This window comes from Kribbella sp. NBC_00709 (genome assembly GCF_036226565.1).
Classification (GTDB): domain Bacteria; phylum Actinomycetota; class Actinomycetes; order Propionibacteriales; family Kribbellaceae; genus Kribbella.
On sequence record NZ_CP108996.1, the window covers coordinates 636,702 to 659,986 of the forward strand.

Genomic DNA, 23,285 nt, shown 5'->3' on the forward strand with positions numbered 1-23,285 from the left:
AGGAAAGTCTTACACCCGAAGAGGTCTACTCGCCCACGACTTTCGCCCTTGGCAGATAAACGCCATCCCCACCACGCCATCCACCGAAAACGACCGGAAGGAGCGCCGCCGTGAAGCGGTGTGCTGTCTACTCGACCATCGAGGCGTAGGAGATTACGCCGCGGCGGATCTCGTCGACGACGGAGCGCGCTGTCTTGCGCAGCGCGGTGTCGCCGGCGGCGTCGGCGATCTGCTCGGTGAGGTCGATGAGCTGCTTGACCCAGCGGACGAAGTCACCGGCCGCGAGGTCCGACTCGTACAGCACTTCGGCCAGCGATGCGCCGGACGCCCACCGGAACGCGGGCCAGCAGAAATTCAGGTCCATCGACCGCAAGAAGTCGACCCGCATGTCCCGCTCCAGCGCGGACAGGTCCCGCCAGATCGACCCCATCCGCTCCAGCGCCAGACGTACGTCGCCACGCGGCAACCGCGGTGACGTCGGCTCGTCCTTGGACCGCGACTCGTAGACCAATGCGGCCAGACAGGCAGCCAGCTCGGGCACCGTCAGGCCGTCGAAAACTCCTTGCCGGAGGCATTCAGCCGCGACCAGGTCGAGCTCGGTGTAGATCCTGGCGAGCCGATCACCGGCCTCGGTCGTCTTGTCGCCGTCGAGGTAGTGCAGCGCGTCCAGCACCTGGCAGACCCGGTCGAACTGGCGGGCGATCGTGTTCGTCCGCTGCTCGATCTTCCGCTGGACGTCACGGTTCTCCCGGTCGAGGCGGAAGTACCGCTCGGCCCAGCGGGCGTGGTCCTCGCGGTCCGAGCAGCCGTGGCACGGGTGCGCACGCAACTCCGCCCGCATCTCCTGCAGCTCGGGATCGTCCGCGTGACTGATGGCATCCCTGCCGCGCGTGCGCGACGGCGGTCCGTCCTCGCCGAGCAGGTCGGTCCGGGTCCGCAGTACCTGGGCGAGCTCGCGGCGCTGCTGCGGGTTGCGCGGGTTGAACTTGCGCGGGATCCGCAGTACGCCGATCGCCTCGACCGGGGTCGGGAAGTCGACCATCGACAGCTTCCGCACCTGCCGGTCCAGCGTCAGCACGGTCGGCCGCGGGCCTTCGCGCTCCGACCGCATGCCCGGGTCGAGCACCAGCGCCCAGCCCGCGCTGCGGCCGGCCGGGATCCGGATGATGTCGCCGGTCTTCAGCTTCTCGATCGACTCCTGCGCCTCGACCCGGCGGTCGAGCTTGCGGCGCTTCGAGCCGGACGCCTCGCGATCACCGATCCGCCGGCGCAACGCGGCGTACTCGAGGAAGTCGCCGAGGTGGCACTCGATCGACTCCTTGTAGCCCTCGAGCGCCTCGGTGTTGCGCTGCACCTGCCGCGCCAGCCCGACCACGGCCTGGTCGGACTGGAACTGCGCGAACGACAGCTCGAGCATGTCCCGCGCCCTGGTCCGCCCGACCTGACGGACCAGGTTGACGGCCATGTTGTACGACGGTGAGAACGACGAACGCAGCGGGTACGTACGAGTCGAGGCCAGACCTGCGACCTCGCGCGGATCGAACCCGGGCTGCCAGAGCACCACCGCGTGGCCCTCGACGTCGATCCCGCGCCGCCCGGCCCGCCCGGTCAGCTGGGTGTACTCCCCCGGCGTGATGTCGACGTGCGCCTCGCCGTTCCACTTGGACAGCTTCTCGAGCACGACCGTGCGCGCCGGCATGTTGATGCCCAGGGCAAGCGTCTCGGTGGCGAACACGACCTTGATCAGGCCGCGCGCGAACAGCTCCTCGACGACCTCCTTGAACGCGGACAGCATGCCGGCGTGGTGCGCCGCGATACCGCGACTGAGCGCCTCGGCGAAGTCGTGGTACCCGAGCACGCCGAGGTCCTCGTCCGGCAGGTCAGCGGTCCGCTCGGCCACCACCCGCTTGATCTCGTCCCGCTCCGACGGCTTGGTCAGCCGCAGGCCGGAGCGCAGGCACTGCACGACCGCGTCCTCACACCCCTTGCGGGAGAAGATGAAGTAGATCGCCGGCAGCAACGCACCCGCGTCCAGCTCCTCGACCACATCCGAGCGGTACGGCGTGAAGTGCGTCCGGGCCGGCCTGCCCTTCGGCAGGTCCCGGCGCCGCCGTGGTTTGCGCGAGTCGTCGCGGAAGATCCGGTTGTCGTCGCGGGCGATCCGCACCAGCTGCGGGTTGACCAGATCCTTCACGTCGGCCTTCACCGCCGCGTTCGCCTTGGCCGGGTTGCCGGACTTGCCCGGCTTGTCGGGCGCGCCGACGCGAGCGGTCGGCGCCTCGCCGGCGAACAGGTCGTGCAGCCGCTTGCCGACCATCACGTGCTGGAACAGCGGCACCGGCCGCCTCTCCTCCAGAACGACGACGGTGTTGCCGCGGACCGTCTCCAGCCAGTCGCCGAACTCCTCGGCGTTGCTCACGGTCGCCGACAGCGAGACCACCGAGACCGAATCCGCCAGGTGGATCAGCACCTCTTCCCAGACCGCGCCACGGGACCGGTCGGCCAGGTAGTGCACCTCGTCCATTACGACGTACGAGAGGCCGAGGAGGGTCTGAGATCCGGCGTACAGCATGTTGCGGAGGACCTCGGTGGTCATCACCACGATCGGGGCCTCGGAGTTGACCGAGTTGTCGCCGGTGAGCAGGCCGACCTTGTCGCTGCCGTAGCGGCTGACGAGGTCGGCGTACTTCTGGTTGCTCAGGGCCTTGATCGGGGTGGTGTAGAAACACTTCTGGCCGCGCTGCAGGGCGAGGTGGACGGCGAACTCGCCGACCAGCGTCTTCCCGGACCCGGTGGGCGCCGCGACCAGCACCTGATGCCCGTCCTCGAGGGCGGCACAGGCGCGCAGCTGGAACTCGTCCAGCTCGAAGTCGTAGAGCCCCCGGAACTCCTTCACGGCAGGATGATCCTGGTCCGAGCGGAACGAGGCGTACTTCTCGGACGGGGTACTCATGGCTCCAATCTATGCGACGCCACCCACAAAACCCGTCCCGGCCAGCCGGTTCTTGATGAAGGCCGCCGCGCGATCGAGCGCTTCGTCGGCCTCGGACAGGAAGCCGGCGAAGTACTGGAAGACGTGCGGCGCGCCGGCGATGACGTCGAGGCTGACGTCGAGATCCTGCTCCGCGGCGCGGGCGACCAGGCGGAGCGAGTCGTCCAGCAGGATCTCCGCCGTACCGACCTGGACGAGCAGCGGCGGCAGTCCCTTCAGGTCGGCGAAGATCGGGCTGGCCAGCTCGTTCGTCGCGTCCGCGCCGCCCAGGTAGAACTCCGCGGACTCGGCCATGTTGGCCCGGCTGAACAGCGGGTCGTCGTCGCCACGGCTGTCCATGCTCGGACTCTTCAGCGACACATCGGTCCACGGCGACAGGAGGACCGCGCCGGCCGGCTGCGAGAGTCCTTCGGCCCGCGCCGCCAGCATCGTCGCCAGCGCGAGCCCGCCACCGGCCGAATCGCCGACGATCACGACGTTCTGACCACCCTCGACCAGCTCCCGGTACGCCGCCAGCGCGTCGTGGACCGCGGCCGGGAAGGGATGCTCCGGGGCGAGCCGGTAGTCGAGCGAGATCGCCGGAACGCCGCTGCGGCGCGACAACGGCGCGGCCAGGTTGGCGCCGGTCCGGGCGGAACCGACGACGTACGAACCACCGTGCAGATAGAGGATGACCCCGTCCGCGTCGGCGCCGTCGACGCGCACGTCCAGGGCCGGCACCCCGCCCAGGGTCCGCTCAGCGAGCTTCACATCGTCGCCGAGCGGACGGCTCGCGAACAGCTCGTCGAAGCCGGCCCGCTGCTCCTCCGGCGTCCGCCCGAGCTCGGCCTTCTGCATCATGCCCCGTGCTGCCGCACGTTCTTCAGTGCTCATGGTCTGTCTCCTGGTGATAGATTCCGAGGAATATAGTTCTCTCCAACTACATTCCGAGGAATCTAATTCCGTGACTGATCTCACAGCATTGTTCACGGACCTGGTCCGGTTGGAAACGCGGCTCTACAACGTGCTCGACGCCCGGCTGAAGGCGGAGCACGAACTGCCGCTCGGTCAGTTCGAGTTCCTGCGGTTCATCTCGGCCCACGGCACGACCCGGGTCTTCGACCTGGCCCGCGCGATGGCGATCACCGTCGGCGCGACCAGCAAGGCCGTCGACCGGCTCGAGTCGGCCGGCCGCGTCCGCCGTACCGCGAACCCCGACGACCGCCGCTCCTCCTTGGTCGCACTGACCCCACTGGGCGAACGCGACCTCGCCACTGCCGCGCCGACTGTCGAGGCCGAGCTCAACACCTGGGTCGGCTCGGTCCTGCCGGCCGAAGTCCTCGATCACCTCGCCACCAGCCTGTCCATGCTCAGACAGCGCGCGGAGTCCGACCGCCGGACCGACCGCGTCCCGGCAGCAGGCTCGCCGGAAGCAGCGTCACCGCGGTAAGAGCGAGGATCCACCAGAACGTCTCCGCGAACGCCGGCCGGATCGCCGGCGTGATGGCCGAGACCTGACTGCAGGATCGCGGTCAGCGCAGCAGCCCCGGCCGAGGCGCCGATCCCCATCCCCCAGAACAGCAGGTCCTGGTACGGCGCGGTCGCGGTGGAACTGGCCGAGATCGAGCGGCTGGTGGGCAGCGGCGTACGCATCTTCCTGGCGGCCTATCGCCGGACGTGACGCAGCCGGGCCCTCGTCCCTGGTGGTCCGATGAGAGCCCGGCTGCGCGCCCGGGGTGACTAGCTGATGTGGTACGGGTCGCCGTACACCTTCCAGTCGAGCGGGGTGTTCAGGTCGAAGTTGCCGTTGCGGAGGAACACCCGCTGGGCGGTGTCGACCCGGCTGGTGTCGCTGTGCGCCTCCTCCTGCTTCATCGCCCACACCCTGGCGTCGAGGAAGGCGTTCAACCAGGTCGTCTCGTTGCCACCCTGGGACGGCGGCTTGGCCTTGCCGAGCGCGCGCTTGCGGATGCCACCGAAGCTGGTCGAGTCGTTTCCCGGACCGTGCATGACGATCGCGTCGTAGTAGCAGAACTGACCGAGGGTGCGGACACCGTCGGACTTGCCCTGTGCGACCGCTGGGTTGAAGTACACCCGGTCACGCTCGTCGTTCTGGCATCCCTGGAAGGCGGTGTCCTTGGCGGCGGTCTTCCAGTCCTTGGTGTAGTTCGGGTCGAGGCCTTGGTGCGAGTCGCTGCCGTTCACCTTGCGCAACGCCGGCAGGTACTTCTGCAGGACGTTGTTGGGCTTCCGGTCGGCGTACAGCTCGACCAGCTCGAGCATGTCGCCGGTGCCCGAGCAGAACCCGATGATGCCGGCCGTGTAGCCGCGGCCGTCGTCGATGTCTTCGATGTACTTGTACTGCGCCTTCCAGTCCAGCGACGAGTTCTCCGCGCTGCAGACGATCTCCATCGCGATCTCCTTCTTCGCGGGATCGTCGAGGCCGGTCGCCTGCACCGCGGCGTCGGCGTGCGGCGCGTAGCGGGAGACGGCCAGACCGGCGGGGACGGCGGCGAGCGACAGTCCGAGCAGCAGTGCGGTCCTGCGGGTGGGGCGGTTGTCCATGACTCCTCCGAGGGGCGTCCGAGGCGCTAACTGTTAGGAAGCTTTCCTATCAGAGGGAGGACAGAAATGAGAATAGCTCGGACGTTAATGTTTTCAGGCGAAGACGGTCAGGGCGCCCGGCGCGATGCCGATGTCGACCGGCAGCGGGCCGAGCGGCTCACCGTCGGCGTACGCCGTGATGCCGGGCGACTCGATCCGGACCGAGCGGCCCTGGAGCGTGCGCACCGCCGGATGGCCGACGTGGGTGCCCTTGGACAGCTTCGGGAACAGCTGCAGCAGGGTCAGCCGGGAGACCGGCTGGATGATCGTGACGTCCAGCAGGCCGTCGTCGATCGAGGCGCCGGCGCAGATCTGCAGGCCCCCGCCGTACGTCGGCCCGGTGCCGACCGCGACGAGCATGGCACGCGTCTCGATCGGGTCGCCGTCGACGGTCACGACGTACTCCAGCGGGGTGAACGTACGCAGCTCGGCCAGCGTCGCGACCGTGTAGCGGGAGCTGCCCTTCGGCCAGGACATCGCGTTGGCCCGCTTGTTCACCAGCGAGTCGAAGCCGCCGGCGACCACCGTGGTGATGAAGACGTCCTTCGCGGTGGCGAGGTCGATCGTGCGGGTCTTGCCGGCCACCACCAGGTCCGCCGCCGCGAGCGGATCCTTCAGCGGTACGCCGATGCCGCGGGCGAAGTCGTTGCCGGTGCCGGCCGGGATCACGCCGAACGGCATCCCGGAGTTCGCCAAGATCTGCGCGCCGAGGTGGATCGTGCCGTCGCCGCCGATCAGGGCGACCGCGTCCGCACCGGACGCGACCACCTCGGCGGAGATCCGCCCGACGTCCTCGGCGCAACTCGTGGCGTGAACGTCAACCGTCAGCCCGGCAGCCGCCAGCCGGTCCCGGACCACCGGAGCGATCCGGGCACCCAGGCCACGACCGCTGGTGGGGTTGACCACCAGCGCGATGCGTCGACTCACTCAGTCCGCCAGCATTTCGTCGGCGCGGACCTTGCGGCGTTTGTCGTTGATCCGCGCGATCACCTCGGAGGCGAAGAACAGCACGCACATCGGGAACGCCAGCAGGCACATCGTGAACGGGTCGCCGGACGGCGTCGCCACCGCGGCGAACACGAAGATCACCAGGATGATGTACGGCCGGAACTTGGCCAGCGCGCTGGCCGGCACCACCCCGACCATGTTCAGCAGGACGACCACCAGCGGTATCAGGAACGCGATGCCGAACACCAGCAACGTCCGGATCACGAAGTCCAGGTACTTGCCGAGCTCGATCAGGTTCTGCACCTGGTCCGGAGTGAAGCCGAGCAGGATCTGGATGCCCTTCGGCAGGGTCCAGTAACCCAGCGCGATGCCCGTGGCGAACAGCGGCGCCGCGATCGCGGCGAACAGGTACGCCCACTTCTTCTCGTTGCGGTGCAGACCCGGCGCGATGAACGCCCACAGCTGGAACAGCCAGATCGGCCCGGCAACGACCAGGCCGAGCAGGGCAGACACCTTGATCCGGAAGGTCAGCGGGTCGCCGACCCCCTGGAAGGTGAGCTGTGGCTTCAAGCCCCGGTTCTCCGCGAACGGCTTGACGGCCGTCTCGAACGGGTGCTTGAGGATCTCCAGCGCCTGGTAATAGATGAACCAGGCCGCGATCGTGCACACCACGATCGCGAGCACGCTGATGAGCAACCGGTTACGGAGCTCGACAATGTGCTCGCGCAGGGTCATACGACCCTCTGGGTCCCTCGGGTGGCGGTCCTGCTTGTCCTTCCGCCGCCCGAACTTCACCATCGACACAGGTGCGGCGTTCGGCTCAGTTGGCGGTGTGGGTCGGCGGCAGGCCGTCGCCCGGCGCCTGGCCGTTCACCTGGTTCGGCTGAGCGGCCTGGGCCTGCGGGGCCGGCTGCTGCGCCGGAGGCTGCGAGGCCTCCTGGGTCAGCTCCGAGTCCTTCTTCTTCGGGCCGACCTCCTCTTCCCAGATCTTCTTCGACTTGCCGAGCTGCTTCACCAGGGCCGGCAGCTTCGCCGATCCGAACAGCAGCACGACGATCGCGAGGATGACGAGCCACTCTGCGCCTTGGGGCATACCGAGGAGCGGTGCCATGTCGATCTCCCTTTCCAACATCAACTCGGGGCTCGAGCCTGAGTTCGTGGCCGAATACTACGCCGGAGCGTGCGCTTCCTCGCGGGTCTGTCCAGACCCGGCCGTGGACTGCGCAGCGTCCAGCTTGGACTGGGCGGCGACCAACTCACGCGTCAGTGCCTTGGCCTGGCCCCACAGCTTCTTCGCGAGCAGGGCGAGGACGAGCAGCCACACCGCCACCACCGCGAGGAAGAGCAGGAACCAGTACATACCCAGGAGCCTAGCCGGTTCCCGGCCGTCGCCCACGCCCGCCGGGGCGTCATGGCGGACAACGGTGTCGGAACGTGATGGTAAAACCGAGTGTCTCCGCAGCGTGACAGCGCGGGACAGCTGGTACGACGCGGTGATGGCAACGGCTCGGATTCGGGCGCAGTGAGGGGTAACGGATGGCGCAGATCGGGGTCGAGGAGCGGCGGGCACGGCTCGGACGGCGGCATCGGCTCGGAGCGGGCTGCCACGCGGACGACCCGGTCGAGGCGGCCGCGTCGATGGTCGCGTTGCACGCCACCGATCCGGCCACGGTGCACCTGAGCATCGCCGCACGGGTGCCAGACAGTGACGTCGCAGGCACGGAGCGTGCACTGTACGACGACCGCTCGCTGATCCGGATGCTGGGCATGCGCCGGACGGTGTTCGTCGTACCGACGCCGTTCGCGCCGGTCGTGCAGGCGGCGTGCACGGACGACATCGCCGTCAAGCAGCGGAAGCTGCTGGTCAAGCATCTGAACGAGGCCGGCGTCGCCGAGGACGCCGATGCGTGCGGGCGCTGGCTCGCGGCGGTCGAGGAGTCGACGGCGACCGCGCTGTCGCTGCGCGGATCGGCGACGGCGCAGGAGCTGTCCGCGGACGAGCCGCGGCTGCGGACCAGGCTGAACATGGCGACCGGGAAGACGTACGCCGCCCAGCCGTACGTGACGAGCCGCGTGTTGTTCCAGCTGTCTGCGGAGGGGCGGATCGTGCGTGGGCGTCCGTTGGGGACATGGCTGAGCGGACAGCACCAGTGGTCGCCTTCTGCAGACTGGCTGCCCGGTGGGCTCGGTGACCGGCCGGTGGCGGAGGAGGCTCGGGTGATGCTCGCGCGGGCCTGGCTGGCGTCGTTCGGCCCGGGGACGGCGGCTGACCTGCAGTGGTGGGCCGGATGGACCGGAGGGCAGACGAAGAAGGCGCTGGCGGCCGTCGAGGCGGTCGCTGTGGACCTGGACGGCCAGGTCGGCTACGTGCTGCCCGGCGACGAGGCACCTGAGGTGCCTGTCGAGCCGTGGGTCGCGTTCCTGCCCGGTCTGGATCCGACGCCGATGGGCTGGAAGGAGCGCGACTGGTACCTCGGTCCGCACAAGTCCAAGGTATTCGACAACACCGGCAACATCGGCCCGACCATCTGGGCCGACGGCCGGATCATCGGCGGCTGGGGCCAGCCCGAGTCCGGCGAGGTGCGCTACGAGCTCCTCGAGGACGTCGGCAGCGACACCACTGCCCTCGTCGAGTCCGAAGCACACCGCTGGACCACCTGGCTGGCCGGCGTCCGCGTCACACCACGCTTCCGCTCCCCCTTGGAGAAGCAGCTCAGCCAGGGCTGACCACGAACTGCGGCGGATCGCACAGCGGTCCCATCACCGGTGTAGTACCGATCATCCGCACCTCGGCCCCGACGAGTCCACCCAGCGCGTGGAACCGGGCCGAGAGGTCGGTGACGAAGCCTGCGCCGACGCAGGCCGCCGCCCCGACCCCGAACGGCAGGTACGCGTCCCGATACCGCTCCGGCGGATCGATCCACCGCTCGGGTCGATAGGAGTCGGGATCTGCCCAGATCTCCGGCCGGCGGTGCATGAGATAGGTACAGATGAACACGTGGTCGCCCGGCTCCGCTTTGCGGTCGCCGATCTCGACCGGTTGCCGTACGTCGCGATGCAACAACCAGGCCGGCGGCCACAGCCGCAATGCCTCCCGCACCGGATCGCCGGCGGGGACAGGCGGCACCTGGAGAACCGTGCCTGCCGGCGTCTGCGGTGTCCAGCCTGCCCGCAGGAGAAGGGACCAGCTCAGGGCGCCCGACATGGCGCGACAGGCCGCTCCGATCATGCCGTCGACGGCAAGCGTGACCTCGTCCTCCGAGCCGAGGACGGCACGCAGGGCGTCGACGAGTTCGTGGCCCGGACCGATACGTGACAGCTCGCCGTACAGGCCGGACAGGGTCCTGCTGTGGGCAAGTCGCGACTTCCAGCGTGTGACCCGGCTGCGATCGTGTGCCTGTCCGGCGAGCGCGGCCAGACTCCGGGTGTAGCGGGCGATCAGCTGCTCGCCTGTATTCGGCAGCACTTGCGGCACGACCAGCCGAAGACACAGCTCACCTGCTGCCGCCGGCCAGGGCGTGGCGCCGGCCAGGACCTCGGTCAGCAACTCGTCCATCCGGTCCGGTGATGTCGCCTGTACGGCGGATTCGATGGCCGCCGCCATCGCAACCGTGGCGGGACGACCGGGCGCGGAGCCGGGAACCCATCCGGGGATCTCCCCGAAGGGCGCCGACTCGGCCCGAAGCGGCTCGGTCGTGCTCTTCAGAACCGTCCGGGCCAGCCGCGGGTCGGTGACGACGAAGCGGCCGCCCGTCAGCACCCGCACCCCGAGCTGCGGCTGCTTCGACCACTGCCCGAGGACGGCCGCCGGTGCGGCGATGACCTGCTCGGTCTCGGCCTCGGACGTATCGACGGTCTCGATGACTTCGCCCCTCCCCTGCCGGCGCGACCAGACACCGGCGGTCCGCCCTTCGTGCGGCAGACCGCCGTCGCCTGTCACCAGTTGTAGATGTAATAGGCCGTCCACCGCCGAGCGCGCAGATCGTCGCCCCGGCGGCTTGAACGCATGAGATAGCGCAGAGTCCGCATAGCTGTCCCCCCTTCACAGTCGCTGGATGTACTGCAGTCAGGCCCCATCTGATACAGCGGGCAGCGAAATGTGAATCACTTCGAGTGATCTCGAAGTGCGGGTCAGTCGTCGTATGCCGAGAGAGCCTCGCGTGCAGTAGCGGCGATCTGGGTGGTGAGGTCGGGAGGGTCCAGGACCGTCGCGGCGCCGCCCAGGCGGAGGACGAGGCGTTGGAGCCAGGACGTGTCGGCGACCCGGAGCTTGACGATCAGGGAGTCGTCCGGACCCTCTTCGACGGACTCGTTCGGGTAGTACTCGGCGACCCAGCGGGCCGGTGGGGCCAGCTTCACCGTCGCCAACAGGTCCTGCTCGGAGGGCTGGAACATGCCGTTCGACAGGTCGCGCGGCGTGGCCTCGGGCGGTGGCTCGCTGGGCAGATCCAGCAGTTTGACGGCGGCGATGCGGTCGAGGCGGAAGAGCCGGACGTCCTCGGCCAGGCGGCACCAGGCCTCGAGGTACGTGCGGCCTTCGGACACGACCAGCCGCATCGGGTCCACATCACGCTCGGTCGTCTCGTCGCGCGACGGTACGTCGTACGTCAGGTGGAGCCGCCGCTTCGTAGCCAGGCCGCGGTTCACGGTCTCGGCGATCTCCGGCGCGGCCGGCTCGACGTGGACATGCGCCGCTGCGCCCTCGCTCGCCGCCGCGGCTTCCCCGGCCGCCCGCTCCAGCTTGGCGATCGCCCGGTCGACCGCGTCCCGGTCCGTGCCGGCCGTCACCTCGCGCAGCGTGCGGAGCGCGGTCAGCAGCGCCAGCGCCTCGGCCGCGGCCAGCCGCAACGGCCGCGCCAGATAGTCCGCGTTGTTGATGTGGATGACGCCGTCGCCCTCGGCCGCCTCGATGTCGATCTCGATCAGATCGCCCATCTGCGCACCGGGCAGCCCGCAGAACCACAGCACCTTCAGGTCCGCGATGATCTGCTTCGGCCGGACGCCGAACTCCTTGGCGACATCGTCGACCCGCGCGCCGTCGTTCTCCCGCAGGTACGGCACCAGGGCCAACAGGCGCTGCACCTGGTCACGCGCATTGCTCATGCCCCGGCCACCGTCCGCAGCCGCCAGAGCACACCATCCAGGACGTCTCCAGGTCCTTCGACGACCGCGTCCGGACCGTACGACGCGATCTCCTCGGCCAGCACGGACGAGTCGGCGTACGGGACGTGCAGCAGGTCCCAGCCCTCTTCGTACTCCTCGATGGCGTTCGCGCGGCGACGCAGGCTCACACACGAGCCGGTCCGCGCCCGCACCTTCGCCTCGGATGTGGGACTCGGCGGCGCCAGCTCGGTGACCAGTGAGCGCAGGTCTGTTCCCTCAGGCACCGTGAACGCGCCTGGCTCCCCCACCGTCTTCACGTTGCCGCCGATCCGCGACATCCGGAACATGCGGGTGGCCTCGCGGTCGCGGTCCCGGCCGACGACATACCAGCGGCCGTGCCACGACACGATGCCCCACGGCTCCAGCGTCCGCGTGGTCGGCTGCGCCAAACCACTGCGCATGTGCTGGAACCGCACTGCCTGCCGCGCGACCACAGCTGACCAGAGTGGGTCGAACGCCGGCTCCGACGCGCCGACATGAGGCTCGATCGCGCTGAGCGCCGACTGGTCGGTCTGGATCCCGGCTGCCTTCAGCTTCAGCACCGCGGAGGTGGTCGCCTCGGACAGGCCGGCGTGCTGCCAGACGCGCGCTGCGACGCCGAGCACGGCGGCCTCGTCCGGCTCCAGGTGCACCTCGGGGAGCTCGAAGACGTCGCGCCGGATCCGGTACCCGACCTCGTCGGAGAAGAACTTGTCGATCGTGCCGATCTCGATCGGGATGCCGAGGTCGCGCAGCTCGTCCTTGTCGCGCTCGAACATCTTCTCGAAGGCGTCGTCGGTCTGGCCGGCGTACCCCTCGACGACCTCGCGGATGCGTTCCTTCGTCACGTAGGTGCGCGCGACCAGCAGGCAGATGACCACATTGAGCAGTCGCTCACTCTTCCGCGCCGACACCCGACCACCTTACGGCCTCCGGGCGTCCAAAACCCGCCTTTCCGCACCGAAACTTCGAACACACCTTCGACGCGCTAAGGTCGCTGCGTGATTCGCTGGCGGGATGGTGTGGTGGCGCAGGTCGGCCGGAGCTGGGCCGGGGCAGTTGAGCTGTCTGTGACGGTCGGTGCGCAGACTGTGCGCGCCCTGGCGTACCCGGACCTGGTCGGTACGCCGGTGGCGGGCGACCGCGTTCTGCTCAACGTGAGCGCGCTCGACCGCGGCCTGGGCACAGGTGGGTACGCGCTGGTGGTCGCCGTACCGGACCGGCTGCCGGAGGACCCGCCGGAGCGCGGGCATCTGGTGAAGGCGCGGTACACGCCGATGCAGGCGATGGTGCTGGGCGCCGACGAGCAGGACTCCCCCGATCACGACGTACTGCGGGACGCGGACGACCTGTTCGGTACGCCGGTTGTCGTCGCGGACCTGCACTCTGCTCTGCCTGCCGTACTGGCGGGCATCTACGAGGCTCGGCCGACCACGCGGGTCGTCTACGTGATGACGGACGGCGGTGCGCTGCCGTTGGCCTTCTCGCGGAACGTGGCGACCCTTCGGGACGCTGGATGGCTGAGCGGGACAGTGACCGTCGGCCAGGCGTACGGCGGGGACCGGGAGGCTGTCACGGTCCACACCGGGCTGCTGACGGCAGTGCAGGTTCTGGCGGCAGAGGTGGTCGTCATCACCCAAGGACCGGGCAATCTGGGCACAGGCACGCGCTGGGGCTTCTCTGGCGTGCAATCCGGTGAAGCGGTGAACGCAGTCGGCACACTGGGCGGCCGGGCCGTCGCATCGCTCCGGATCTCCGAGGCTGACCCCCGACCGCGACACCGCGGCATCTCACACCACAGCCTCACCGCGTACGGCCGCGTGGCGCTCCAGCCGGCCGACGTCGTCGTACCGGATCTGCCGGGCGACTTCGGAGACGCCGTACGGGACGCCGCCGAGCCGCTGAAGGCGCGGCACCGGGTCGTTCGCGTCGGCGTGGACGGACTGTACGACGCGCTGCTGGCGGCGCCGGTCAAGCTGTCCACGATGGGCCGCGCTCTGGATGAGGACCGCGCGTACTTCGAGGCCGCAGCCGCAGCAGGCCGCCACGCAGCCGGTCTGGTGGACGTACCTCCACCGGGAGTGGGGACGCAGTACTCCTGATCGCAGCCGGTCGCGCACCGACAGTAGAGGTATGAAGACCAAGCACCGCGATCTCACGATTCACGACGTCGTCCGGCCGGAGCCTCCGCTCGCGGTCCGGGGAGCGACCACCCTGTGGTTCACAGCCGTCGGTGCCGGTGTCGCCGAGTCCGTTCTCGGTGCGATCGGCGCGATCGCCGACGGCATCCCGATCATCGGACTGATCCTCCAGATCGCCTTCCGGGCGATCGTGTACGGCGGCCTGTTCGTGGTCATCGACCGGTACTTCCGGCCCGGCGTCGGCTGGGCCCGCTGGCTGCTCGCCGGCCTGCTCGGCACCGTCGGCATCGCGACCCTGGTGGCCGGCCCGATCGGCTGGCTGCTCCACAACGGCGATTTCGGCACGCTCGACTGGTCCCCGTCGTTCGTCGCCTTCGCGGCGATCCGTTGCGTCCACATCACCGCCGTCATCACCGCGATCCTGCTCAGCTTCCAACCGGACTCGAACCGCTGGTTCAGTCGCCGCCCGGTCCGGCGTACCCGCTGAAACGCCGAAGGACCGGCGTCCCGCGAGGGGCGCCGGTCCTTCGGTGCGGAGCGCTTACTGCCCGGTCTGCTTGGGGGCCGGGAAGGCGTTCAGGATGTCGATGACCGCGAACGCGTTGACGACCTTGCCGGCCTGGTCCTTCGAGGCCGGGAGCTCGACCAGGACGCGGCTGCCGACCGGGATGCCGGCGAGGCCGTCGAGGGCGCCGGTCTGTCCGGTGGAGCTCGGGCCGACCTGCAGCTGGTCGGTCGGGGCGCCCGGCTGCGCGGGACTCTGCGCGGTGGCGGGCTGGCCGTCCCAGGTGCTGGCCTGCTTCTTGCCGGTGTAGTCGTACACGACGTAGCGGCCGATCAGCTGGCTGGCCTTCTCGATCGGCTTGCCCTTGCCGAGCGCGAACACGACCGGCTTGCCCGGCTTCGCCGGCGGCTTGGTGCCGGCTGCGACCGTCACCTTCGGCTCGGCGTTCAGCGGGCCGCTGACACTGATCTTGGTCGGCGTCGACGGGGTGACCGGATTCGCGTCCAGCGGGGTGTCGTTGGCGGCCTCGCCGACCAGGTCGACGACGAAGATCAGCGTGTCGTCACCCTTGATGCCGGCGTCGGTGTTGCCCTGCTCCTTGTAGCCCTTGTCGGCCGGGATCGACAGCATCACGCGGCTGCCGATCTTCTTGCCGACCAGACCCTCGTCCCAGCCGGCGATGACCCCGCCGACCCCGATCGGGAACGACGACGGCGCACCACGGTCGTAGGAGTTGTCGAAGACCTTGCCGTCGCGCCAGATCTGGCCGAGGTAGTTCGCGGTGAGCAGCTCACCCTTCTTCACCTCGGGACCGTCGCCCTCCTTGAGGACCTCGGTCACCAGCGTCTTGTCCGGGTCACCTTCGCGGTGGGTGACGGTCGGCTTCTGCCCGAAGTCGGAGGTCACCTTGACCCCGGCGGCCCCGAAATCGTCCTTCTTGTCCGATCCGCACGCCACCAGGGACGACCCCAGCGCCGCAACCACGACCAGACTCAACAACTTGCGCACGAAACCAGCACCTCGAACCATCCCGGCGCGAACCGCGCCGCTAGCCTCCGGTCAACAACGCCGCCCACCCTAGCCTGGGGGTTCAACCGGGTGGACGGCTGGCCGCGTCACCGTTGAGTCACACCACGTACAGTCACGGCGCTCAGAAACCCACGGCGTTGTGCGGTGCGCGGTCCGGTCGCAGTACTGCGTCCAGACGGGAGACTGCGCCGGGAGTGCGTTCGCCGATACGGCCTGCGTACGCCAACTCACTCGCGCGGACACCGCCGAGGTACAGCGATCCCAGCTCGGCAATGCCGAGCGAGAGGTCTGCAGTCTGGTCGGTGGCCGCGCAGGTGGATCCGTCCGGTGCTGCGTCCAGGCGCCAGTGACCTGAGCCGAACAGGTCGTCCGATACGTCCAGCACGAGCGAGTCGGTCGCGGCGTACGTCCGCGCCTCCAGAGCTCCTTGTACGTCGAGCATGCGCAGCCACAGGTTGTCCCGCGTCCGCGTGAGCTTCAACGCCCGCGGATTGGTCAGCATCCACCGCAACGGCTCGTCGACGGGCCGGCGTGCAGCAACCACTCGCTTGGTGAGGTCGAAGTCGAGCAGCAAGCTCCACAGGGCCCGGTACGCATCGGACGTCAGCGCCTCGAACGCTTCCACCTGCAGTACGCCGACCTGGGCCGGATCCGGCGACCACGGCAATCGGAAGATCGCAGCGCCATCCACCGAACCCCCGGCATCACGATGCACCAAGTGATGTGCCGGCCCCGACCCGTCTGCTGGCAATCCACCCGAGGCGAGCCCGTCCCACTTGCCCGGCAACAGGCTGATCTCCCCTACGCGCTCGGCCCGCACCTGTTCGTGCAGCACCGGCCACACCTCGGCGGCCACCACACCGTCCACCAACTCGAGCTGTCCCGGGTCGGTGAACTCCGACCGGAAGGAGACATCGGTACGTCGCACCTCCCACCGGTGCTGGAACGTCGCCGGCGAGAACCCGTACCGCCCGTAGATCGTCCCCTCGCTCGCACTGAGCCCGGCCAGGAACTCGCCGCGCTCACGGCAGTCCGCCAGCATCGCGGACATGATCTTCCGCAGCAGCCCACGTCGCCGGTACGTCGGCAGTACGGCGGTCGATGTCACGCCGCCGAGCGCCAATTGCCGGCCACCCGGCACGGTGACCTGCACCGACACGATCGCCGAGCCGCCTGCGATCTTGCCGTCGACGAACGCCGCCTGCGGGCGGAACCAGTCCGCTTGCAGCTCCTCGGCGTACCGATCGAGGTCAGCCGGCGTCGGTGGTACTTGCGGTGGCCAGGCCGCCTGCCCGGCGTACCAGGCCGACGGCTCAGGCTCCTCCTGCGGAAAGCCGTTCACATACGGCAGAACGCGCAGGTACTCCTCGGACTCAGCCGCGGTGATCGGCCGGATTTCAATCGCCATGCGCCCTTTCTAAGCAGCGCACAGCAACCAAGCACACTATTTAGTGGCTACCTACATGCTCGCGATGAGCTTCTCGACGCGCTCGTCGTGGGACTTGAAGGGGTCCTTGCAGAGCACAGTGCGCTGGGCCTGGTCGTTGAGCTTCAGATGCACCCAGTCGACGGTGAAGTCGCGGCGGCGCTCCTGCGCGCGCTTGATGAACTCACCGCGCAGCCGCGCCCGCGTGGTCTGCGGCGGCACCGACTTGGCCTCGAACACCCGCAGGTCGTCGACGACCCGGGTGACCGCGCCCTTGCGCTCGAGCAGGTAATACAACCCGCGCGGCCGGTGGATGTCGTGGTACGCCAGGTCGAGCTGCGCCACCCGCGGGCTCGCCAGACCGAGGTTGTTCTGCGCGCGGTAGCGCTCGATCAGCCGGTACTTGATCACCCAGTCGATCTCGCGCTCGATCCCGGACATGTCGCCGGACTCGATCGCCTTCAGCGTCCGCTCCCACAGCGACAGCGCCCGCTCGACCGCCGGCGTCCCGAGCTCGCGACGGTCGACGAAGTCGCGCGCCTTGGTCAGGTACTCCGTCTGGATGTCCAGCGCCGAGGCCTCGCGGCCGTTCGCCAGCCGGACCTCGCGGCGACCGGTCATGTCGTGGCTGATCTCGCGGATCGCCCGGATCGGGTTGTCCAGGGTGAGGTCGCGCATCACGATGCCGGCCTCGATCATCCGCAGCACCAGGTCGGTGCTGGCCACCTTGAGCAGCATGGTGGTCTCGGACATGTTCGAGTCGCCGACGATCACGTGCAGCCGGCGGAACCGCTCGGCGTCCGCGTGCGGCTCGTCGCGGGTGTTGATGATCGGCCGGGACCGGGTGGTCGCGCTGGAGACCCCTTCCCAGATGTGCTCGGCGCGCTGCGACACGGAGTACACCGCGCCGCGCGGCGTCTGCAGCACCTTGCCGGCGCCGCAGATCAGCTGCCGGGTGACCAGGAACGGGATCAGCACGTCGGCCAGCTTGGCGAAGTCGCCGTGCCGGCTGACCAGGTAGTTCTCGTGGCAGCCGTAGCTGTTGCCGGCCGAGTCGGTGTTGTTCTTGAACAGGTAGACGTCGCCGAAGATGCCTTCGTCGTGCAGCCGCTTCTGCGCGTCGACCAGCAGTCCCTCGAGGATCCGCTCACCGGCCTTGTCGTGTGCGATCAGGTCGGTGACCGAGTCGCACTCGCCGGTCGCATACTCCGGGTGGGAGCCAACGTCGAGGTAGAGCCGGGCCCCGTTGCGGAGGAAGACGTTGCTGCTCCGCCCCCAGGACACGACCCGCCGAAACAGGTACCGCGCCACCTCGTCCGGGGTCAGTCGCCGCTGCCCGCGGAACGTACAGGTCACGCCGTACTCGTTCTCCAGACCGAAGATTCGCCGGTTCACATCACCCACACTACGGCGCGGTTCCGACAAGCGGGTCGGATCTCAGGCGCGCCGCATCCCGGCGTTACCCCTTTGATGCACCCGAACGACGCAACAATCGGATCTCCGCCCGCATCGATCCATCGGAGGCACCAGCCTCCGATGACGCGAAGAAGGGCACATCCAGATGACGAAGAACAGGCGAACGCTCGGTGCGATCGCCGTCGGGGCTCTCGCCGCGGGCACCCTGATCTCCGCACCCGCCGGGGCCGCTCCGGCGAGCCCTCAGGCCCAGACCGCCGCTTGCTCCCTCCGCCTCGGCTCGGTGACCACCGGGGGTGACCACACCAGCCAGACCATCACGGCGGCTCCGTCGGCCGGACCGCGCCAGCTCGGTCCCAAGGACCTGTTCGCAGACGGTCAGGCGCACCTGCCCAGCGCAGTACGCACCGAGCTGGTCGTGCCGGCAGGTGAGGAGCGCACCGGGCTGGTCGCCATCGGCCCGCGGATGTACGGCATCAGCTACATCACCGACGGCACCGGTACGGAGGTCAACCCGGGCACCTTCAACCAGACTCTGGTCGGCGGCGGGTGGGACGACCTGCACAAGTACGTCGAGCTCAGCCGGTCCTCCACCGGGGGCATCGTCCGGTCCAACGCCTACTCGCTGATCAACCAGTTCACCGACGGCCTCATCGCCCGGTGGACGGTCACCTCGAGCGGCTGGAAGTACTACACGACCTTCGGCGGCTTCAGCGCCGTCAAGACGATGGTGCTGATCGGTCAGGGCAGCACGTACGACACCTTCCTGGCCACCACGAACGGCGGCGCGCTGTACACGGTCCAAGTGCCGACCGGCTCCGGGAAGCCGGTCGTGACGAAGGTGCGCACCTCGACCTGGCAGAGCTTCGAGACGCTGATCGCCGAGAAGTGCGGCAACTACGGCACGCTGCTCCTCGGCATCGACAAGAACACCGGTGCGGGCTACCTGTACGCCGTAGGCCACGCCGCCGGCGCCGCCACCGTCATCAAGGGCCTCGGCAAGGTCCCCACAACCTTCCCAGCCACCGACTCGTACTTCCGCTACTACACCGCCGGCACCAACCTCTCAGGCGCGTGAAACTGGTCTACCGGGTGTTTCGAGAAGCCCTAGCCTTTCGGGCATGAAGAGACTTCGGATCGCGGCGGGCACGGTTTGCGCCGCGATGGTGGCAGCGGCCGTCATGCCCGGAACGGCGCAGGCCGCACTCGTCCAGGCGAGTGCGGCCTGCAGCCTCACCCTGGGTGCTGTGACCGTGCAGGGCGATCACAAGTTCCGGACGATCACCGCGACCGCACCTGTGACGGCCGGGCAGCCGGTCGTCCGCCCGAAAGGGCTGTTCCCGGTCGATCAGGTGCGGTTGGCGACGTCGCTCGGCTGGGAGCCTGATCCGCCGTCGGCCATGGTCAGCCGCGGCTACGTGACCATCGGGGCCGATCTCTACAGGTTCAGCTACGCCATCGACAACAGCACCGGCCAACTCGACCCCACGTCGTACGTGAAGTCGAAGGTAGGCGGTGGCTGGATCCACCAGACGTATCTGGAGCAGTCGATGTACGGCACCCGGACGAACACCTATGCCCTGCAGGACGACGCGATCACACGCTGGACCGTGGAGGGATCGGCCTGGCGCACCAAAGCGACGTACAGCGGGTTCTCGGCGGTGAAGACGATGGCGCTGATCAGCCAGACCGCCGGCTACGACACCTTCTTGGCCAACACGCGGGGCGGAGCGCTGTACACGATCCGGATCCCGTCGACCGGTGCTCCGGTGGTCAAGAAGGTGCGTGCCTCGACCTGGCAGGCGTTCGACACGCTCGTCGCCGAGAGGTGCGGCAACCAGAGCACGCTGCTGCTGGGCATCGACAAGGACACCCGCACCGCCTACCTGTACGCCGTCAGCCACGCCAACGGAGCCGCTACGGTCATCAACGGCCTGGGCAAGGTGGGCGACCAACTCGTGGCGCCCGAGGACAAAACGTACTTCCGATACTTCGCTGGCAGCTCTGAGGCCGACGACCTTCTCTACGGGGAGTGAGCAGATGAAGAAACGAGCAGCTGGGCTGCTGGGGGTAGTGATGGCTGCCGGGGCGCTGGTTCAGGCCGCACCGGCGAGTGCTGGTACGACGGCGCCACCGTCGTTCTGCCAGCTGGCGCTGGGCTCGACGACAAGTGGTGGCGACCTCATCCTTCGAGGGTTGTACGGGGTGGTCCCGCCGAGCGCCAGTGCGAGCACGTGGGGCGGCAAGGACCTGATGCCGGACAACCAGATCCGCCTGGCCGGTGGACTCGGCCTGCAGGTCAACGACGAGCAGACCGAGGTGAGCCGGCGGCAGTACGTCGTACTGGGATCCACGCTCAACCTGCTGACGTACGACGTGAAGGGGTTCGGCGGCGAGGTCGATCCGGCGTCGGTGAAGCGGACACCGGTCGGCGGCGGCTGGGGTGACGCGCGGTACCTGGAGAACTCCCGGTTCAACGTCGGCAGCAAGCTCGTCCGCAACAGCGCGTACGGCGTCATCGGTGACAACATCCTGCGCTGGACCGTCGACGGTACGTCGTTCACCCGCAAGGCGACGTACACCGGCTTCAGTGCGGTCAAGACGATGGCGCTGATCAGCCAGACCGCCACCTATGACACGTTCCTCGCCAACACCCGCGCCGGGGCCCTGTACACGATCCGGATCCCGGTGTCGGGCAAGCCGGTCGTCAAGGTCGTACGGCGCTCCACCTGGCAGGGGTTCGAGGCGCTGGTCGCCTCCCAGTGCCACGGCAACGGCACGATGGTGCTGGGCGTGGACAAGGAGACCGGAGCGCCGTACCTGTACACGCTCAGCCACGCCAACGGGGAGGCGACCGTGATCACGGCGCTCGGCAAGGTGCCGCGCACCTTCGGTGAGGTCGCCTACTCGCGGTACTACGACGACACCCAGGACTACGACCAGCTGTCCGGCGAGTGAGCTCGATTGTCTGGTGAGTTTCCGGTGCCACACTGGAACTCACCAGGCGATCGAGGGGCAAGACGTGAGCCGGACCCGAGTGGCGATAGCGGACGACGACGTCCTGCTGCGCGAAGGGCTGGCCAGTCTGCTCGAGCGGTCCGGCTTCGCCGTGCTCGGTACGGCGGGCAACGGGCCGGACCTCCTCGAGCTGGTACGACGTGAGGTGCCGGAGCTCGTGATCGTCGACATCCGGATGCCGCCCGGGCACTCGACGGAAGGGCTCGACGCAGCCGAAGTCATCCGCCGGGAGCACCCGGAGACCGCGGTACTCCTGCTGTCGGCGCACGTGGAGGTCGAGCACGCGCTCCAGCTGATGACTGCCGGGCAGGGCGTCGGCTATCTGCTCAAGAGCCGGGTGACGGACGTCGAGGAGTTCCTCGAGAGTCTGCGACGGGTGGCGCGTGGCGGATCGGTGGTCGACCCGGCCCTGGTCCGGGAGCTGGTCGACGCCCGGCGCCGGCATGACCCGCTGGCCGCCCTCAGCGAGCGCGAGCGGGAGGTCCTGTCGCTGGTCGCGGAGGGCCGCTCGAACGCCGGTGTGGCACGTCGGCTGTGGGTCGCCGAGGGGACCGTCGAGAAGCACGTCCGCAGCATCCTGACCAAGCTCGATCTGCCGGAGACCGACGACGACCACCGCCGTGTCCTCGCCGTCCTCACCTACCTGGACGGCGTGCACCGCTCGGCGACATGAGGACGACATGATCGGCGGAGTCGCCCGTCGGGTGCTGGTCGCGAGCGGGCTGTTGATGGTGCTGGTCGGCTCCGGGTTCGTGGTGCTGCTGATCTCGGTGCAGGGCTTGCGTGCGTCGGAACACCAGGCCCGGCACACCGCGGCTGTGCTGACGAGTGCGCACCAGGTGGAACGGCTGGTCGCCGACCTGGCAACCGGTCAGCGTGACTTCGTCATCACCGGACAGGAGAGGTTCCTGCAGCCGTGGCAGGCGGCGCAGGCGCAACTGCCGGCGCAGACGGCGGCATTACAGCAGTTGGTTGCCAGCAGCCCCGATGAGCTCACTCGGGCTCAGGAGGTGAGCCGCAGCGTGACGTCGTACCTGCAGGACTACTCGATGCCGGAGATCGAGGCTGCGCGCCGTGACCCGGACGCGGCCCGCACCGAGGCGGCCACTGCGGAGGGCGCGCAGAGGGTCGCTCAGATCCGGTCGGTGCTCGACCAGCTCATCGGTCCGGAGCAGCAGTTGTCAGTGGCCGAGCAGCGGCACTCGGACTCGGTCGCCGACCAAGCCGTCGTCGCTGCGATCGTCGGGCTCGCCGGTTCCGTCGTACTCATCCTGGGCTTCACCATCTACCTGACCCGCGCGATCGTCCGGCCGGTCCGGGTCACGGCCGCGATGGCGAACCAGTTGGCCGCGGGCGACCTCGGCGTACGCGTGCCGGAAACGGGAGTCGGCGAGATCCGTTCGCTGGAGCGGACGTTCAACACGATGGCGACCTCGCTCGGTGCGGCGAGCGCCGACGTCGCCGCGTCGCGGGCACGCATCGTACGGTCGGCGGACGAGACGCGGCGCCGGATCGAGCGGGATCTGCACGACGGCATCCAGCAACGGCTCGTCTCGCTCGCCCTCGACGTACGGGCGATCCAAGCAGCCCCGGACGCCCCGGCGGAGGAGCTGGACAAGGTGGCCGACGGGTTGTCGGCCACGCTGGACGAACTGCGAGAGATTGCCCGCGGCATCCATCCCGCGATCCTGTCCGAAGGCGGTATCGGCCCGGCGCTCCGGATGCTGGCGCGCCGATCCAAGGTCCCGGCAGAAGTCACGGTCGGCTTCACGACCCGGCTCCCGGCGCCGATCGAAGCGGCAACGTACTACGTCGTGTCCGAAGCACTCACCAACGCCGCGAAGCACGCCGACGCGTCCGTCGTACTGGTCGATGCGGACATCGTCGACGGCAGCTTGCGGCTGACCGTTCGCGATGACGGCCGTGGTGGCGCGGACCCGGCGAACGGCTCCGGGCTGATCGGGCTCGACGACCGCGTCCAGGCCCTCGGCGGCACGCTGGTGGTCGAGAGCCCAACAGGAGCAGGCACTTCGCTCGCGGTCGCGCTGCCCGTCACCTCGTAGTACAGGCAGCAGGAATGCCACC

Annotated in this window: 22 protein-coding genes; 9 read left to right on the forward strand and 13 right to left on the reverse strand. The window is 68.9% G+C overall.

All coding sequences use genetic code 11. From position 1 onward, the window contains the following. Nucleotides 1-127: 127 nt before the first annotated feature. The gene (locus OHA18_RS03005; RefSeq protein ID WP_329001999.1) at nt 128-2,953 is read right to left on the reverse strand and encodes a DEAD/DEAH box helicase; all 2,826 of its coding nucleotides are present in this window, start codon (nt 2,951-2,953) and stop codon (nt 128-130) included. A gap of 9 nt (nt 2,954-2,962) precedes the next feature. Continuing rightward, the gene (locus OHA18_RS03010) at nt 2,963-3,865 is read right to left on the reverse strand and encodes an alpha/beta hydrolase (protein ID WP_329002001.1); all 903 of its coding nucleotides are present in this window, start codon (nt 3,863-3,865) and stop codon (nt 2,963-2,965) included. Nucleotides 3,866-3,935: 70 nt separating this feature from the next. Between OHA18_RS03010 and OHA18_RS03015 the strand changes: the two genes are divergently transcribed. Beyond that, nucleotides 3,936-4,421, forward strand: coding sequence for a MarR family winged helix-turn-helix transcriptional regulator (locus OHA18_RS03015; RefSeq protein WP_329002002.1), 486 nt, complete (start codon nt 3,936-3,938; stop codon nt 4,419-4,421). Nucleotides 4,422-4,711: 290 nt separating this feature from the next. Here the strand turns inward: OHA18_RS03015 and OHA18_RS03020 are convergent, their stop codons facing one another. The 5 genes from OHA18_RS03020 to OHA18_RS03040 all read right to left on the reverse strand — a co-directional run bounded on the left by OHA18_RS03020 (nt 4,712) and on the right by OHA18_RS03040 (nt 7,883). Beyond that, nucleotides 4,712-5,536: a chitosanase gene (locus OHA18_RS03020; protein WP_329002003.1), complete on the reverse strand. Its 825-nt coding sequence runs from the start codon at nt 5,534-5,536 to the stop codon at nt 4,712-4,714. A gap of 93 nt (nt 5,537-5,629) precedes the next feature. Continuing rightward, entirely contained in the window at nt 5,630-6,502 is an 873-nt protein-coding gene (locus tag OHA18_RS03025) for a diacylglycerol/lipid kinase family protein (protein ID WP_329002004.1), read from the reverse strand. Then, nucleotides 6,503-7,258: a twin-arginine translocase subunit TatC gene (gene tatC, locus OHA18_RS03030; protein WP_329002005.1), complete on the reverse strand. Its 756-nt coding sequence runs from the start codon at nt 7,256-7,258 to the stop codon at nt 6,503-6,505. 85 nt (nt 7,259-7,343) lie between these two features. Continuing rightward, nucleotides 7,344-7,634, reverse strand: a complete 291-nt coding sequence (locus OHA18_RS03035; RefSeq protein WP_329002007.1) for a twin-arginine translocase TatA/TatE family subunit — start codon at nt 7,632-7,634, stop codon at nt 7,344-7,346. A gap of 57 nt (nt 7,635-7,691) precedes the next feature. Further along, nucleotides 7,692-7,883: a hypothetical protein gene (locus OHA18_RS03040; RefSeq protein ID WP_329002008.1), complete on the reverse strand. Its 192-nt coding sequence runs from the start codon at nt 7,881-7,883 to the stop codon at nt 7,692-7,694. Between the two features lie 176 nt (nt 7,884-8,059). Between OHA18_RS03040 and OHA18_RS03045 the strand changes: the two genes are divergently transcribed. Further along, nucleotides 8,060-9,250: a winged helix DNA-binding domain-containing protein gene (locus tag OHA18_RS03045; RefSeq protein ID WP_329002009.1), complete on the forward strand. Its 1,191-nt coding sequence runs from the start codon at nt 8,060-8,062 to the stop codon at nt 9,248-9,250. On the opposite strand, the gene OHA18_RS03050 is transcribed toward OHA18_RS03045, so the two are convergent. The 3 genes from OHA18_RS03050 to OHA18_RS03060 all read right to left on the reverse strand — a co-directional run bounded on the left by OHA18_RS03050 (nt 9,237) and on the right by OHA18_RS03060 (nt 12,579). Then, a complete protein-coding gene (locus OHA18_RS03050) occupies nt 9,237-10,463 on the reverse strand; it encodes a cytochrome P450 (RefSeq protein WP_329002011.1) in 1,227 nt (408 codons plus the stop codon). The genes OHA18_RS03045 and OHA18_RS03050 overlap by 14 nt on opposite strands. Nucleotides 10,464-10,654: 191 nt before the next feature. Further along, nucleotides 10,655-11,626, reverse strand: coding sequence for a helix-turn-helix transcriptional regulator (locus OHA18_RS03055; protein ID WP_329002012.1), 972 nt, complete (start codon nt 11,624-11,626; stop codon nt 10,655-10,657). Continuing rightward, nucleotides 11,623-12,579: a helix-turn-helix transcriptional regulator gene (locus OHA18_RS03060; protein ID WP_329002013.1), complete on the reverse strand. Its 957-nt coding sequence runs from the start codon at nt 12,577-12,579 to the stop codon at nt 11,623-11,625. The genes OHA18_RS03055 and OHA18_RS03060 overlap by 4 nt, the downstream gene beginning before the upstream one ends. 87 nt (nt 12,580-12,666) lie before the next feature. Between OHA18_RS03060 and OHA18_RS03065 the strand changes: the two genes are divergently transcribed. Both OHA18_RS03065 and OHA18_RS03070 read left to right on the forward strand, forming a co-directional pair. Then, entirely contained in the window at nt 12,667-13,767 is a 1,101-nt protein-coding gene (locus OHA18_RS03065; protein ID WP_329002014.1) for a DUF3866 family protein, read from the forward strand. 31 nt (nt 13,768-13,798) lie between these two features. Then, nucleotides 13,799-14,293, forward strand: coding sequence for a hypothetical protein (locus OHA18_RS03070; RefSeq protein ID WP_329002015.1), 495 nt, complete (start codon nt 13,799-13,801; stop codon nt 14,291-14,293). Nucleotides 14,294-14,347: 54 nt separating this feature from the next. Here OHA18_RS03070 and OHA18_RS03075 read toward each other — a convergent pair whose 3' ends face one another. The 3 genes from OHA18_RS03075 to pafA all read right to left on the reverse strand — a co-directional run bounded on the left by OHA18_RS03075 (nt 14,348) and on the right by pafA (nt 18,161). Beyond that, nucleotides 14,348-15,319, reverse strand: coding sequence for an FKBP-type peptidyl-prolyl cis-trans isomerase (locus OHA18_RS03075; RefSeq protein WP_329002016.1), 972 nt, complete (start codon nt 15,317-15,319; stop codon nt 14,348-14,350). A gap of 142 nt (nt 15,320-15,461) precedes the next feature. After that, nucleotides 15,462-16,748: a GNAT family N-acetyltransferase gene (locus tag OHA18_RS03080; protein WP_329002017.1), complete on the reverse strand. Its 1,287-nt coding sequence runs from the start codon at nt 16,746-16,748 to the stop codon at nt 15,462-15,464. 51 nt (nt 16,749-16,799) lie between these two features. Beyond that, entirely contained in the window at nt 16,800-18,161 is a 1,362-nt protein-coding gene (gene pafA, locus OHA18_RS03085; RefSeq protein ID WP_130439232.1) for a Pup--protein ligase, read from the reverse strand. A gap of 166 nt (nt 18,162-18,327) precedes the next feature. Here pafA and OHA18_RS03090 point away from each other — a divergent pair, with 166 nt between their 5' ends. The 5 genes from OHA18_RS03090 to OHA18_RS03110 all read left to right on the forward strand — a co-directional run bounded on the left by OHA18_RS03090 (nt 18,328) and on the right by OHA18_RS03110 (nt 23,263). Further along, nucleotides 18,328-19,260, forward strand: a complete 933-nt coding sequence (locus tag OHA18_RS03090; RefSeq protein WP_329002019.1) for a hypothetical protein — start codon at nt 18,328-18,330, stop codon at nt 19,258-19,260. Nucleotides 19,261-19,303: 43 nt separating this feature from the next. Next, nucleotides 19,304-20,218: a hypothetical protein gene (locus OHA18_RS03095; protein ID WP_329002020.1), complete on the forward strand. Its 915-nt coding sequence runs from the start codon at nt 19,304-19,306 to the stop codon at nt 20,216-20,218. Nucleotides 20,219-20,222: 4 nt separating this feature from the next. Continuing rightward, nucleotides 20,223-21,140 (forward strand): hypothetical protein, encoded by a 918-nt coding sequence (locus OHA18_RS03100; RefSeq protein ID WP_329002021.1) that lies wholly within the window; start codon nt 20,223-20,225, stop codon nt 21,138-21,140. Between the two features lie 64 nt (nt 21,141-21,204). Then, complete coding sequence (locus OHA18_RS03105; RefSeq protein ID WP_329002022.1) at nt 21,205-21,873, forward strand: response regulator transcription factor; 669 nt, start codon at nt 21,205-21,207, stop codon at nt 21,871-21,873. A gap of 7 nt (nt 21,874-21,880) precedes the next feature. Beyond that, nucleotides 21,881-23,263, forward strand: coding sequence for a sensor histidine kinase (locus OHA18_RS03110; protein WP_329002024.1), 1,383 nt, complete (start codon nt 21,881-21,883; stop codon nt 23,261-23,263). Nucleotides 23,264-23,285 lie beyond the last annotated feature (22 nt).